The sequence below is a fragment of the Bacillus sp. SSR7 genome (assembly GCF_055902415.1).
This window is the reverse complement of record NZ_JBVVXV010000002.1, coordinates 268,916-281,856: the sequence shown is the minus strand read 5'-3', so window position 1 is coordinate 281,856 and position 12,941 is coordinate 268,916. Positions and strand designations below refer to the sequence as shown.

Here is a 12,941-nt window from a genome sequence, read left to right as displayed (position 1 = left end):
ATTGCTCCTTTGCAATGCGTCGTTTTTAAGCCCTTTACCTAACGACTGGTAGGAAGGAGAAATGACATATGGCATGGATTTATGTAATCTTAGCTGGTATTATTGAAATCTTTTGGGTAATTGGATTAAAACACGCGGAGGCTCCACTTGAATGGGCTGGTGTTGCGTTATTAATTACAATTAGTTTCGTCTTATTATTTAGAGCTTATAAAGATTTACCTGTTGGTACTGTATACGCAGTCTTCACTGGAATTGGAGCTGGCGGAATCGTTCTTACAGAAATTTTCGTTTTCGGAGAGCCATTCTCTATCGTAAAAGTATTATTAATTGGTTTAATCTTCTTTGGCGTAATTGGTTTAAAACGAGTAACAGAAGAAAAAGAAGCGAAGGAGGCCGCATAAAATGGCTTGGGTATTTTTAATTCTAGCTGGTATTTGTGAAATTATTGGTGTACTCTTTATGAAAGTAGCCACTGAAAAGAAAGGCTGGGCACCAAAAGTTATTTTAATCGCTAACTTCGGCGTAAGCTTCTTCTTCTTATCCCTTGCGATGAACACATTACCGATGGGAACTGCTTACGCGATTTGGACTGGAATCGGAACTGCCGGAAGTGCACTTCTAGGTATTCTTATTTTCCGCGAATCAGCGGATTGGCGCCGTCTTGCCTTCTTAAGCTGCATTCTATGCGGCGCTGTTGGCTTAAAACTATTAAGCTAACGTGAGGTGAATGTCATGTGGAAAGAAAAAGGGAAGCAACTGTTAGCATGGATCACACTTAGTATCGTCATTCTATTACAAATCAGTTTTCATATAATAGAATGGTTGTTTCATAAAGTAGTATCCATTCTCACATTCCTTCCTAACATGACACTTGAAATGATATCAATCGTTTGGTCCATCATTGCCTCCATTGCAATCTTCATTATATGGAGTATCGCCAAGCTATGGAATACGTTATTTAAAAAGGACAGTTCTTCTGAAAAAGAGTAACTGTCCTTTTTTATATTCATTCAGACTTTCTGTAGAAGTTTGATGTGATAAGACAAAGAAGACCAACTATGACAATACTTATACCAATCCCTTTATGCAAATTAGGAAATGGTGATGGGATATCTGAGTAAAAATTTGCTAATATGAGACCAATTGAAAATAAAAATACCCCTATTCTATATAACCATTTTCTTTTGTTCATCATTCTTCCCTCCTAACATTTTTCATACACTCCTTTCTTTTGGACATACTACCTAAAAAAGGAGTGAATAATATGCAAAATTCTATACATAAGCAGATCCTATTTTTATTTTTCCTCTTTCTCATTCTCGTTATCGTTTTCAGCTTTATATTACATACTCCGAAAGATGTTGTACCGAGTAACCTCTCTGTTTATAAACTTTTACTTTCCTATTGTCGTTATTGAAGAAGGTGCCTTTTATAGGGCACCTTTTAAAATTCTCTCTTCTCATACAATTTCACTGAAACGAAGATAGATATTATAAACATGCATATTGAACTAATGAATAACACGCTGTTATATAGTTGAATTTGTTCTAGGTTGATTCCAAAGAAAATAGAAGAAACGGCCATAGGTGCTATTAGTATAAAAATCGCAATAAAAATAGTTTTTTTATAGGCCAACCAAAACGATATCGGTAAAACAAAGCTTAAATACACTAAAATAAAGCTAATACTAGCAACCATTGTCGTTTCAATAAATTCAAATAGGTTAACCCCATTCTTCATTCCCATCGTAAAACAACCGACCATTACACTTATAAAAAGAATAATAATTGCTACTATATATTTTGCAAATACAATATGTTTTTTCAATATTGGTAAACTATTTACTATAACTTCACTCTCATTTTTACTATCTGCTTCAAATGTTTTTACTGTTGCCCCAATTGTAATAATTACCGACATAATTATGAACAGATTTTCCGTATCTGTTAAGGCCATATAAAAGAAAACAGGATACAATATGTACCAAATTAAAAATTTCCATTGAATGATGAAATCTTTTAAAATTAGTTGTTTCAACGCTATTTTCCTCCTCTCACAGATCACGTTCATTGTACAAATGAATTGAGAAAAACATGGACATAACATATAAAAGAAGCAATCCTGCTATAAAACAAATATTTACGACTAAACTTGTGTTCCAAGCATTTTCTACATCTAACCAAACGTTACTTACAATCAATCCACTCAAATATCCCAATGCAAGTCCGGCGAACGGAGCAATTTGTTTGGCACTGCTATATCCTACTGAGAATTCAATCGGAAGTACAATTATGCTACAAACAAATCCACCTGTTATACCTCCGAGAATTTCTCCCCACAGCATAAATCCAGTCATATGCTCATTTTGCAACTGTATGAAACCAACCACTAGTGAGAAACATCCACCTAGAGCAACTAAAATACTTACAAATATGTATTTCCCTATGACAAGATCTTTACGGTCAAACGGTAAACTATTTACTATCAGTTCACTTTTATTTTTCCCCTCATAACTCATTGACAGTATCATGCCAAGAGCAGGTACAAACATACTAAATGTCATCAAAAAACTATCACTACTAAAATCAACAATGAGCAGGAACAAAAAACATATAAGATAAACAAACCCTAACTTTCTTTGCATCATCATATCTTTTAAAACTAATTGCTTAATCATGTATTGCACCTCCTAATATGAAAATGTCCCTTCTATAACTCTGCCTGCTGAAACATTTTCATTGAGAGGAACATTGATATGAATATACTCACTAATACTCCAATACCAAGAACACCCATTGCTTGTGTAGCCTCTTGAGAGTGAAGTACTTTTAACATAATTGTTTTATCACCAAAAATATTGCACATAAGACCAATCATACCTATTAAAGGAAACAGCATAATCAAATTCAAGACTGTAATAACTTTATATCCCCCAATGTAATTAGTCGGTATCGTTACTACACAATAAATCAAAGTTGCTACTATCGCTGAAAACACTGCATATCCAGGAATGACTATATCCCTGTCCAATAAAATATTTCCTAATATTACGACTATAAAAGTTACACTTAAACCAGCCATAATAAATAATGTGCTTGAAATATATTTAGCTATAATTATCTCTTTTCTCGTTATAGGTAAACTCACTAATACTTTTTCCGCTTTACTTTTCTCGTCATAATAAAAAGAAATATATATAATCGTACTACATGTTATAAATAATCCTATTGCAATCCCCATTGGTTCGACGGAATTCTTAAAGATAGATAAAATAGGGATTAAAAAATAGAAAGGAAACATCTTCTTCTGTAAAAAAAACTCCTTCAAAATCAACTGTTGCATATGAATTCTCCTCTCTATAAATCACGCGTTTCATAAATTTTAATTGTAAGAAGCATAGAAACGATATAGACACTAGCTAATATAATTCCTCCAATTATAAATACACCAATATGCAGCGGATTCATAATCCACTCAATGAATGAAGGTGCTGTTTCATTCAGCCCATCACTAATAAACATCCAAAAAATTACACCTACTCCCATTGATGCTGCTGATACTATACTTCTTACTATCTTCGATTTTGTACCGTAATAACTAGGGAAAAGTATCACAACAAAAAACAAGGCGTAAATAGCTCCATTTATTACTTCATACCATGGAATTTCAATGTATAGATTAGGATGATAGGCACCAATATCACCAATGACCACAATACCTCTTATAAGAAAAACAACTAACATCGTAGAAAGCATGCCACCTACAATAAATATTGCACAGGAAATATATCTAGCAATGACGATATCCTTTCGACTTACCGGTAAACTATTTATAACAATGTCACTTTTATTCCTTTCATCCATAAAGATTAACGTCATAACCGAGGAAAGTGTTATAAATAGACAACTCACCGGAAATAACCCTTCACCATTTGGATCTAACATAAATAACAAAAGTGGCATAACAAAATTCACTAACCACGTTACCCGAAAAAAGAACAAATCTTTATATACGAGCTGACGCATAGGCATCTCTTCCTTTCGCGGTGTAAACGATAATATCGTCTAATGTAGGCTTTTCTAGTACAACCTCATTTCCAAACCAATCTATAATTGCTTGTTTATCCTTCGCTAAACCTTCAAAACCAAACTTATTTTTTCGTAATCCAACAAATAGTTCTTTTCCTTCTCGGTCTAATAAATCATTACTTCCTTTTACAATTACGTAGTTCTCCATTAAGTCTTCTTTTTCACCAGTAAATATAATTTCTCCATCGTTGATAAACGTAATATAATCTGCGATGCGCTCTAAGTCTGTTGTAATGTGCGTTGAGAATAAAACAGATACTTCATCTTCCATTACAATTTCTTGCAGCATATCAAGTAATTCACTTCTAACAACTGGATCTAATCCTGCTGTTGGTTCATCCATGATGATAAACTCTGCGTGGTGCGAGAGCGCGATGGCAATCGCAAATTTCATTTTCATCCCTTTTGATAGTTCTTTAATTTTTTTATACTTTGGAACTTGCAATCTATGCATATACGATTGATACTGCTCTTCGTCCCACTTTTTATATAACGGTGCAATAATACGTTTCATTTGCTCACACGTTAAATCTTCGTAATAATGATTTTCATCATATACAAAGCCGATATTTTGTTTTATTTCCTTTTCAGCTTTCTTATTGTCCTTGCTAAAAATTTTTATATCTCCACTATCTTTTCTAATTAAATTCATAATCATTTTAATCGTCGTACTTTTCCCGGCTCCGTTCGGTCCGACAAATCCCATAATATATCCGCGTGGTAATGTAAAACTTATATTTTTCACTGCAAAATCTTTATAACTTTTACAAACATTTTTTAGCTCTAACACCCTTTATTCCCCCTCATATAAACACGCTATCATCTGCTGTAAATCTTCAAGTGAAAGCTGCAACGCTTTACTTTCATTCACAATCTCTTCCGCTTTACTTTCCAATAGGCGAAGCCGCTGTTCTTTTAATAGTTCATTATTTTTACGTGAAACATAAGTCCCCTTCCCAGCAACGGTTTCTATATATCCTTCTTTTTCAAGCTCCTCGTACGCACGCTTCGTTGTAATTACACTAATTTGTAATTCCTTCGCTAAGCTACGAATAGACGGTAATTGGTCTCCACCCTTTAAACCACCATTTAAAATAAGCTGGCTTAATTGTTTTCTTATTTGTACATAAATAGGGTCTTGGGAAGAATTCGAAATAATAATATTCATGTTTTCCTCCAGTGTGTATATACTGTATATACCTTATATATACAGTATATACACACCATCCTATTTTTGGCAAGAAAAAAAGACCAACATTTTCCTGTTGGTCTTTCGTATATGTATCACTTTTCAAAGCGATCTAACATCTCATCTCTCATTCCGAAACTCACTACCGCAATTCCTACATACATAAACAGAAGGAACGCCGGATGAACTGTGTTGTACCAAGTGCTATCAACAATTAAATAAATCGTTAATGCCACAACAAGAACAAACGCTAAGATAAACATATAAAAGTGTCTTGTACTACCCATGATAAACTCCTCTCTTCTCACTTCACCATTCAACAGTATATTTTATCGAATAATTCGATATGACTCAAGGTTAACTTTCTGTTATGTAATCAAGTTCCACCTTTACAATGTCCTCACATGCTATTGAAATGATCGTTCCTTGCTTATCAATTGCCGTCACTTCTCTATTATCCATTACACGATGCGCTACTCTTTCTAGCACTTTTCCTTGGTCCCGGTAACAAAATTCTTTTACATCTTTAATTGTTTCTCCATTTTCTAAATGGTATACCATTCTATAACATCGATAGCCCACACTTTCACCCCCGTCTTGCTCGTTTTTTCACATATACATAAAAATGAGTAATTTTTGCCTCATCACATCTTCTTAATTTCAATAAAATTCTAACAAAAATAAATACTTTTATCAAACCGACTTTTTCAACAAAACTACCTATAAAACTACACCTTTACACCATTAGGGAACAAAAAATATAATTTTTTAACATTTCTTTCACCATTTCTGCACAAATTCTCCATACAAAAAAAGAACCCGCCGCAGCGAGTTCTTTTTTTATTATTCTAATTAAACTTGTACAGGAGCTGGCTTTTCATAACGTAAAACTGGTTTACGTGCAGCCATCGTTTCGTCTAAACGTTTAATGACTGTTGTATGAGGTGCTTCTTGTACAACTTCTGGATTTTCTTCTACTTCTTTAGCAATTTGAATCATCTTATCAATGAAACCGTCTAAAGTTTCTTTTGATTCTGTTTCTGTCGGCTCAATCATAATACATTCTTCCACATTTAATGGGAAGTAAATTGTTGGTGGATGGTAACCGAAATCAAGCAGGCGTTTTGCGATATCTAATGTACGTACACCAAGTTTCTTTTGACGACGACCTGATAATACAAACTCATGCTTACAATGTCTATCGAACGGAAGATCATAGAATGGTGCTAATCTTCTCATCATATAGTTCGCATTTAATACCGCATACTCCGTTACTGCACGTAGTCCATCTGGACCCATAGAACGAATGTATGTGTATGCACGAACGTTAATTCCGAAGTTACCGTAGAATGGTTTTACACGCCCAATTGCTTCTGGACGATCATAGTTAAAGCGATAGCCATCTTCCGTTTTCTCTAAAATTGGTTTTGGTAAGTACGGAATTAAATCAGCTTTCACACCTACTGGACCAGAACCTGGGCCACCGCCGCCGTGAGGACCTGTAAATGTTTTATGAAGGTTTAAATGCACAACGTCAAATCCCATATCTCCTGGGCGCGCTTGGCTTAATACCGCATTTAAGTTTGCACCATCATAGTATAATTTACCGCCTGCGTTATGGACGATTTCTGCCATTTCTAAAATATTTTCTTCGAATAAACCTAATGTATTAGGGTTTGTTAACATAAGTGCTGCTGTTTCTTCATTTACAACACGTTTTAAGTCTTCTAAGTCAACAAGACCATGTTCATTTGATTTTACCGTAATTGTTTCAAAACCAGCTACAGTTGCAGATGCTGGATTCGTTCCGTGAGCAGAGTCAGGAACAATTACTTTCGTACGGTTAAAGTCACCATTTGCTTCATGGTATGCACGAATTAACATTAAGCCTGTCCATTCTCCGTGTGCACCAGCTGCTGGTTGTAATGTAACAGTATCCATACCTGTAATTTCAATTAAATGCTCTTGTAAATCGTACATTAATTCCATTGCACCTTGTACCGTCTTTTCGTCTTGCAACGGATGAATATTTGCAAATCCTGCGAAACGAGCTACACTCTCATTAATTTTCGGATTATATTTCATCGTACAAGATCCAAGTGGATAGAAGCCAGAATCAACACCGTGGTTACGGTTTGAAAGTGCTGTATAGTGGCGCATAATATCAAGTTCAGATACTTCTGGTAGCTCTGCATCTTCTACTCGAATATAATCGCTCTCAAACACATCTTCTAGTTTCACTTCTTCTACATCTAATTTTGGTAAGCTATATCCTATGCGTCCTTCTTTACTCACTTCAAAGATAAGTGCTTGGTCTTGGTTCTTCATTGGATAGCCCCCATTTCGTTTACAAGTGTGTCAATTTCCTCTTTTGTACGAAGCTCAGTTACTGCTACAAGCATATGGTTCTCATGCTCTTTATAATCACGGCCTAGATCGTAACCGCCGATAATATTCTTTTGTAATAATGCATCGTTTACTTCTTTCACTGGGCGCTTGCAATCTACAACAAACTCATTGAAGAATGGTCCAGCAAATGTAACTGTGAAGCCTTTGGCTTCAAATTGACGTTTTGCGTATTGCGCTTTAGAAATGTTTTGACGCGCCATTTCTTTCACACCTTGTTTACCAAGTGCTGTCATTGCAACAGAAGCTGCTAATGCATTTAACGCTTGGTTTGAACAAATGTTAGACGTCGCTTTATCACGACGAATATGCTGTTCACGTGCTTGTAACGTTAATACAAATCCACGTTTACCATCTGAATCTACAGTTTGTCCAACAAGACGTCCTGGAATTTTACGCATAAATGCTTTCGTTGTTGCAAAGTAACCACAGTGCGGTCCACCAAACTGCGTTGGAATACCGAATGGTTGTGCATCACCGATTACAATATCAGCACCAAATTTCCCTGGTGGTGTTAATGCGCCTAATGATAATGGATTTGAAGAAACGATAAATAATGATTTTTGTTGATGAACGATTTTTTCAATATCAGCTAATTTTTCAACTTGTCCAAAGAAGTTTGGATATTGAACGATTACACAAGCAACTGTATCATCTACTTCACTTTGTAATACGTCTAAATCTGTTACACCATCTTTATGATTAATTTCAACAACTTCAAGATGTTGACCTTTTGCATACGTTTCAAGTACTGCTCTTGATTCTGGGTGCACTGCACTAGATACAAGAATTTTCTTTTTACGAGTATGGCCAGCCGCTAGCATTGCCGCTTCAGCTAAAGCTGTACCTCCGTCGTACATAGAAGAGTTTGCTACATCCATTCCTGTTAATTCACAAATCATTGTTTGGAATTCAAAGATCGCTTGTAATTCCCCTTGTGAAATTTCTGGTTGGTATGGCGTGTAAGCTGTATAAAATTCTGAGCGAGAGATAACATGATCTACAATTACTGGAGCGTAATGATCGTATACGCCTGCTCCTAAGAAAGAAGCGTATTCTTTTAAGTTCGCATTTTTACTAGCCATTTGAGATAACTCTTTTAAAAGCTCTGGCTCTGATTTTGCTTCTTTAATTTTTAAATCCCCTTTAAAACGAACACTCTCTGGAATATCAGAGAATAACTCATCGATCGTTTGAACGCCGATCGTTTGTAACATTTCTTTTTTGTCTTCTTCTGTCATTGGAAGATAACGATGCAACATGAAATCTACCCCTCTCCCCGTTACTTTGAACGTTTATAAAATGGTGTTGGAACAACTACTGCTTTGACGCGTTTATTACGAATTTCAATTTCTACTTCTGTATCAACTGCTGCGTATTTTACATCAATTAGTGCTAAACCAATGCTTTTCTTTAACGTTGGAGATTGTGTACCACTCGTTACTTCCCCAATTTTTTCTTCTCCAATAAATACAGGGTAATGCGTACGAGGAATTCCACGTTCAATTACTTCGATGCCGACTAATTTGCGAGGTGCACCGTTTTCTTTTTGCTCTTTTAACGTTGCTTTTCCAAAGAAGTCTGCTTCTTTATTTGGTTTTACCGCAAAGCCAATTCCAGCTTCAATCGGTGTAATATCTTTTGATAATTCTTGACCATAAAGTGGTAATGTTGCTTCGAAGCGAAGTGTATCACGAGCACCTAAACCACATGGTTTTAAGCCCTCTTCTGCTCCAACTTCAAGAAGTTTCTCCCAAAGTTTTGCAGCATCTTCACTCTTACAGTAAATTTCAAATCCATCTTCACCTGTATAACCTGTACGAGATACAAGTGCTGGAATTCCATCTACAAGAATATCGTTTTTAAATTTAAAGAACTTAATTTCTTTCAAATCTTCTGACACAACTTTTTGTAAAATGCCTTCTGCTTTTGGTCCTTGAATTGCAAGCTGTGCAACTTCACTAGAAACATTGACTACTGTCGCATCGCCAATTACATGGCTCGCTAACCATTCGTAATCTTTCTCGATATTTGATGCGTTGATAACTAATAAATAGTCTTCTTCACCACGTTTGTAGATTAATAAATCATCTACTGTACCACCATTTTCGTAGCACATTGCTGTATATTGTGCGCCCCCTACCTTTAAGGTAGAAACGTCATTTGTAACAACACGTTGTAAAAATGCTAAACTATCTACACCTTTTACCTCAACTTCTCCCATATGAGACACATCGAACAAACCTGCCGCTGTACGTACAGCTTCATGTTCTTCTTTAATGCTTGAAAATTGAACTGGTAACTCCCAACCACCGAAGTCGATTGTTTTCCCACCATACTTCGCGTATACATCAAATAACGGTGTACGTTGTAATGTAATCATGCTCTCTCCCCCTTATGCTCTGACAAATCAATAAAAGTTGTTTCCCTTATCTAAACATTTTCACTCTGAAAAGATAGGATATACGGAATCTCATTATATTTTTTTATGAAAGCGTAAATAAAAAATCACTTTCTTGGATAAAATACGAAAGATTCCACACATTTCACACCATTATCCTAACATTATTCGCTATATTTCATCAATATTCTAGCATAAAAAATAATTTAGAATTTTTTATGCTTAATCTTATTACATACAGTTTTTAAGATTTAGTCCTTTATCTTTACTTATTGTTTACCTTTCAGTAAGTGTAATAGTGCCTTATTACAAGGCTTATATATTAAAGATTTTTTCATAATTACTTTAGTTTATAAAAGGTGGGAGAGTCGTAATGAATGTCGATATTTCCATAGATCGAACGTGGCAAAACAATTTTTTAAATAGAATTGACGAAGATGGTCCTTGGACAAACTGGGATTTATATCATTTAGCTTATGAAACAGAAAAATCGTTACTTGTCCCTACTTTTGATGGATTACAAGCACCGAAACATTTATCTCATTTCACACCACTTCCTCATCAATTAGAAGTCGCTCAAAATGTTATTGAACAAATGAATGGTAAAGCGATTCTAGCAGATGAAGTAGGACTTGGAAAAACAATTGAAGCTGGACTTATTTTAAAAGAATATATGGTCCGCGGTCTTGTGAAAAAAGTACTTATACTCGTCCCAGCCTCTCTCGTATCACAATGGGCATACGAATTAAATACAAAGTTTTTCATTCCAGCAGTAGCCCAAAAGAAAAGCTACTCGTGGGAACAAGCCGATGTGATTGTATCATCAATTGATACTGCAAAACGTTCACCACATCGTGATATCGTTTTGAACTTAGAATATGACCTTATTATTATCGATGAAGCACATAAACTTAAAAATAATAAAACAAAAAACTATGAATTTGCACAGCGATTAAAAAAGAAATTTTGTTTATTATTAACCGCTACTCCTGTCCAAAATAAGATTGATGAAATTTTCAACCTCGTTTCTTTATTAAAACCAGGACACTTAGGCAATCAATCCAATTTTGAAGAATATTATGCTTCAAAAAATCGTTCAGCCGAATCTGATGAAGATTTAAAAGCTCTTATTAACAAAGTAATGGTCCGAAATCGGCGTCATAATACCGGGATAGATTGGCCAAAGAGACATGTACGTACGATTTTTGTCGAGTTTAATGAAGAAGAGCAAGCTTTGTATAACAATATTGAAAATTGGCGAGGACAAGACGCCTTCACATCGGCTTTCTCATCGTTAACTTTAAAACGGGAAGCGTGTAGTAGTCGTGAGGCCGTTTACTATTCATTAAAAAAACATGTAGAAAAACGACAGAAGGAAAATGAACATTACGTAAAAGATCCGCATATCGATGTGCTAATGGAGAAAATTAATCATATTCCTTTTAACTCAAAAGCAAATAAAGCGCTAGAGCTTATAAAAGAAATTGATGATAAAGTCGTCATCTTCACAGAATATCGAGCGTCACAAATGTACTTACAATGGTTTTTACAACAACACGGTATTTCTTCCGTCCCATTCCGCGGCGGATTTAAACGCGGGAAGAAAGATTGGATGAAGGAACTTTTCCAAAATCATGCGCAAGTGCTAATCGCAACGGAAGCTGGTGGTGAAGGAATTAACTTACAGTTTTGTAGCCATATGATCAATTATGATTTGCCATGGAACCCAATGCGTCTTGAACAAAGAATCGGACGTATTCACCGTCTTGGTCAAAAGAATGATGTTCATATTTATAACTTAGCTACAAAGCACACTGTTGAAGAACATATTTTGAAACTGTTATATGAAAAAATTAATTTATTTGAGCGTGTGATCGGTGAACTTGATGAAATTTTAACGAGAATTAATATGAAAAACATCGATGCACACATTCAAGAAATATTTACGCAGTCAAAAAGCGAAGGAGAAATCCGAATTAAGATGGAAAACTTAACATCTATTATCGACTTTGCGAAACGAAATGAAGCTGAGGTGCAAGGCTATGCAGCAACATGAAATTCATAATTACTTATACAATTTTTTTGAGGCGAATAACTGTGAAATTTTAGAACGTTCTCCTCATCTATTGGATGTGCAATTAACAATTGAGATGGATAAATTATTAATGAACCGTCCTTTTTATTGGCACTATCTTGAAAAAACAGGAGGCGTACCGAATCCGATGCGCCTTACTCTTATTACAAATCCAGAAAATGAAGAAGACGATGGCGAGCTTATTCACTATGGTTCACCACGCCTTCATCAAATTTTCCAAACAACAAAAGAATTAGGCTCTTACATACGTTTATATGAAGAAGTACGGCATAGCGGAGCAACGCATACACCGCTCCATCCGTGGCTCGGTGTAAATATAAAAGTTTCCTATCAATGTGATCGAAAAAAAGATATTCTTCACTCGATTGGCATTCATCTTATTTCTGGCACAATGATTGCAAACTTTCATGAAACATTAACTAAAATTAAACTTACACCGAAAATACCTGATTTTTGTTTTACGCTCTCGCCTATTATTAAACCGCAAAGTGGTTTACAACGTATAGAGGATGCTTTAAAAAATATTATTGCAGAAGATGACCATACGTGGGCGAAAGAAGCAAGAGTGCGCTGGAATCACGATTTGGACCTTTTAAATCGTTTTTATGAAGAAAGTGATGAACTTCCTGAAAGCTATGAAATTGAAAAACAAGCACTGCAAGAACAATATGAACCCCGCATTACAGTGCAAATTATTAACGGTGGACTCTTTTATGTTACCGCGAATCATTTTCTAACTTAAAAAGCCCCTTCATTTTTTTG

At 35.3% G+C, this 12,941-nt stretch carries 17 protein-coding genes; 5 read left to right on the top strand and 12 right to left on the bottom strand.

Going from position 1 to position 12,941, the window contains the following annotated elements:
• Positions 1-68 precede the first annotated feature (68 nt).
• From AC0NJG_RS05490 to AC0NJG_RS05480, 3 genes are read left to right on the top strand one after another with little or no spacing between them, the layout of a single operon-like run.
• Positions 69-401 (top strand): DMT family transporter, encoded by a 333-nt coding sequence (locus AC0NJG_RS05490; protein WP_000312349.1) that lies wholly within the window; start codon positions 69-71, stop codon positions 399-401.
• A 1-nt stretch (position 402) separates the two neighbouring features.
• The gene (locus tag AC0NJG_RS05485; protein ID WP_000312623.1) at positions 403-717 is read left to right on the top strand and encodes a DMT family transporter; all 315 of its coding nucleotides are present in this window, start codon (positions 403-405) and stop codon (positions 715-717) included.
• 15 nt (positions 718-732) lie between these two features.
• Positions 733-990 (top strand): DUF3975 family protein, encoded by a 258-nt coding sequence (locus tag AC0NJG_RS05480; protein WP_088326701.1) that lies wholly within the window; start codon positions 733-735, stop codon positions 988-990.
• Between the two features lie 16 nt (positions 991-1,006).
• On the opposite strand, the gene AC0NJG_RS05475 is transcribed toward AC0NJG_RS05480, so the two are convergent.
• The 12 genes from AC0NJG_RS05475 to gcvT form a co-directional block, all read right to left on the bottom strand.
• Positions 1,007-1,192: a hypothetical protein gene (locus AC0NJG_RS05475; protein ID WP_071726690.1), complete on the bottom strand. Its 186-nt coding sequence runs from the start codon at positions 1,190-1,192 to the stop codon at positions 1,007-1,009.
• A 251-nt stretch (positions 1,193-1,443) separates the two neighbouring features.
• On the bottom strand, positions 1,444-2,070 hold the full coding sequence (locus AC0NJG_RS05470) for an ABC-2 transporter permease (RefSeq protein WP_139304125.1): 627 nt from the start codon (positions 2,068-2,070) through the stop codon (positions 1,444-1,446).
• On the bottom strand, positions 2,054-2,677 hold the full coding sequence (locus tag AC0NJG_RS05465) for an ABC-2 transporter permease (RefSeq protein WP_088326705.1): 624 nt from the start codon (positions 2,675-2,677) through the stop codon (positions 2,054-2,056). Before AC0NJG_RS05465 ends, AC0NJG_RS05470 begins: the two co-directional genes overlap by 17 nt.
• Positions 2,678-2,709: 32 nt before the next feature.
• Positions 2,710-3,342, bottom strand: coding sequence for an ABC-2 transporter permease (locus AC0NJG_RS05460; RefSeq protein WP_308902227.1), 633 nt, complete (start codon positions 3,340-3,342; stop codon positions 2,710-2,712).
• Positions 3,343-3,356: 14 nt separating this feature from the next.
• The gene (locus AC0NJG_RS05455; protein ID WP_474062915.1) at positions 3,357-4,025 is read right to left on the bottom strand and encodes an ABC-2 transporter permease; all 669 of its coding nucleotides are present in this window, start codon (positions 4,023-4,025) and stop codon (positions 3,357-3,359) included.
• On the bottom strand, positions 4,006-4,878 hold the full coding sequence (locus AC0NJG_RS05450) for an ABC transporter ATP-binding protein (RefSeq protein WP_474062914.1): 873 nt from the start codon (positions 4,876-4,878) through the stop codon (positions 4,006-4,008). The genes AC0NJG_RS05455 and AC0NJG_RS05450 overlap by 20 nt, the downstream gene beginning before the upstream one ends.
• 3 nt (positions 4,879-4,881) lie before the next feature.
• On the bottom strand, positions 4,882-5,256 hold the full coding sequence (locus tag AC0NJG_RS05445) for a GntR family transcriptional regulator (protein WP_001021351.1): 375 nt from the start codon (positions 5,254-5,256) through the stop codon (positions 4,882-4,884).
• 116 nt (positions 5,257-5,372) lie between these two features.
• The gene (locus AC0NJG_RS05440) at positions 5,373-5,564 is read right to left on the bottom strand and encodes a hypothetical protein (protein ID WP_000535935.1); all 192 of its coding nucleotides are present in this window, start codon (positions 5,562-5,564) and stop codon (positions 5,373-5,375) included.
• A gap of 70 nt (positions 5,565-5,634) precedes the next feature.
• The gene (locus AC0NJG_RS05435; protein ID WP_000262495.1) at positions 5,635-5,838 is read right to left on the bottom strand and encodes a DUF3929 family protein; all 204 of its coding nucleotides are present in this window, start codon (positions 5,836-5,838) and stop codon (positions 5,635-5,637) included.
• Positions 5,839-6,129: 291 nt separating this feature from the next.
• Entirely contained in the window at positions 6,130-7,605 is a 1,476-nt protein-coding gene (gcvPB, locus tag AC0NJG_RS05430) for an aminomethyl-transferring glycine dehydrogenase subunit 2 (RefSeq protein ID WP_000795696.1), read from the bottom strand.
• On the bottom strand, positions 7,602-8,945 hold the full coding sequence (gene gcvPA, locus AC0NJG_RS05425) for an aminomethyl-transferring glycine dehydrogenase subunit 1 (protein WP_000903231.1): 1,344 nt from the start codon (positions 8,943-8,945) through the stop codon (positions 7,602-7,604). The genes gcvPB and gcvPA overlap by 4 nt, the downstream gene beginning before the upstream one ends.
• A gap of 20 nt (positions 8,946-8,965) precedes the next feature.
• Positions 8,966-10,066 carry a glycine cleavage system aminomethyltransferase GcvT gene (gene gcvT / locus AC0NJG_RS05420; RefSeq protein ID WP_000631771.1) on the bottom strand — a complete coding sequence of 367 codons (1,101 nt, stop codon included), beginning with the start codon at positions 10,064-10,066 and terminating at the stop codon, positions 8,966-8,968.
• A 391-nt stretch (positions 10,067-10,457) separates the two neighbouring features.
• Between gcvT and AC0NJG_RS05415 the strand changes: the two genes are divergently transcribed.
• Together AC0NJG_RS05415 and AC0NJG_RS05410 are read left to right on the top strand one after the other, a co-directional pair.
• On the top strand, positions 10,458-12,140 hold the full coding sequence (locus AC0NJG_RS05415; RefSeq protein WP_087954306.1) for a DEAD/DEAH box helicase: 1,683 nt from the start codon (positions 10,458-10,460) through the stop codon (positions 12,138-12,140).
• The gene (locus tag AC0NJG_RS05410; protein ID WP_088326711.1) at positions 12,127-12,921 is read left to right on the top strand and encodes a YqhG family protein; all 795 of its coding nucleotides are present in this window, start codon (positions 12,127-12,129) and stop codon (positions 12,919-12,921) included. The genes AC0NJG_RS05415 and AC0NJG_RS05410 overlap by 14 nt, the downstream gene beginning before the upstream one ends.
• Positions 12,922-12,941 lie beyond the last annotated feature (20 nt).

Bases quoted from the DNA above. Each gene is read 5' to 3' on its own strand.
- AC0NJG_RS05465 (WP_088326705.1), bottom strand. From the start codon at position 2,677: ATGATTAAGCAATTAGTTTTAAAAGATATGATGATGCAAAGAAAGTTA.
- AC0NJG_RS05470 (WP_139304125.1), bottom strand. From the start codon at position 2,070: ATGAACGTGATCTGTGAGAGGAGGAAAATAGCGTTGAAACAACTAATT.
- AC0NJG_RS05435 (WP_000262495.1), bottom strand. From the start codon at position 5,838: ATGGTATACCATTTAGAAAATGGAGAAACAATTAAAGATGTAAAAGAA.
- AC0NJG_RS05475 (WP_071726690.1), bottom strand. From the start codon at position 1,192: ATGAACAAAAGAAAATGGTTATATAGAATAGGGGTATTTTTATTTTCA.
- AC0NJG_RS05445 (WP_001021351.1), bottom strand. From the start codon at position 5,256: ATGAATATTATTATTTCGAATTCTTCCCAAGACCCTATTTATGTACAA.
- AC0NJG_RS05485 (WP_000312623.1), top strand. From the start codon at position 403: ATGGCTTGGGTATTTTTAATTCTAGCTGGTATTTGTGAAATTATTGGT.
- AC0NJG_RS05415 (WP_087954306.1), top strand. From the start codon at position 10,458: ATGAATGTCGATATTTCCATAGATCGAACGTGGCAAAACAATTTTTTA.
- AC0NJG_RS05440 (WP_000535935.1), bottom strand. From the start codon at position 5,564: ATGGGTAGTACAAGACACTTTTATATGTTTATCTTAGCGTTTGTTCTT.
- gcvPA (WP_000903231.1), bottom strand. From the start codon at position 8,945: ATGTTGCATCGTTATCTTCCAATGACAGAAGAAGACAAAAAAGAAATG.
- gcvPB (WP_000795696.1), bottom strand. From the start codon at position 7,605: ATGAAGAACCAAGACCAAGCACTTATCTTTGAAGTGAGTAAAGAAGGA.
- AC0NJG_RS05455 (WP_474062915.1), bottom strand. From the start codon at position 4,025: ATGCGTCAGCTCGTATATAAAGATTTGTTCTTTTTTCGGGTAACGTGG.
- AC0NJG_RS05490 (WP_000312349.1), top strand. From the start codon at position 69: ATGGCATGGATTTATGTAATCTTAGCTGGTATTATTGAAATCTTTTGG.
- gcvT (WP_000631771.1), bottom strand. From the start codon at position 10,066: ATGATTACATTACAACGTACACCGTTATTTGATGTATACGCGAAGTAT.
- AC0NJG_RS05460 (WP_308902227.1), bottom strand. From the start codon at position 3,342: ATGCAACAGTTGATTTTGAAGGAGTTTTTTTTACAGAAGAAGATGTTT.
- AC0NJG_RS05410 (WP_088326711.1), top strand. From the start codon at position 12,127: ATGCAGCAACATGAAATTCATAATTACTTATACAATTTTTTTGAGGCG.
- AC0NJG_RS05480 (WP_088326701.1), top strand. From the start codon at position 733: ATGTGGAAAGAAAAAGGGAAGCAACTGTTAGCATGGATCACACTTAGT.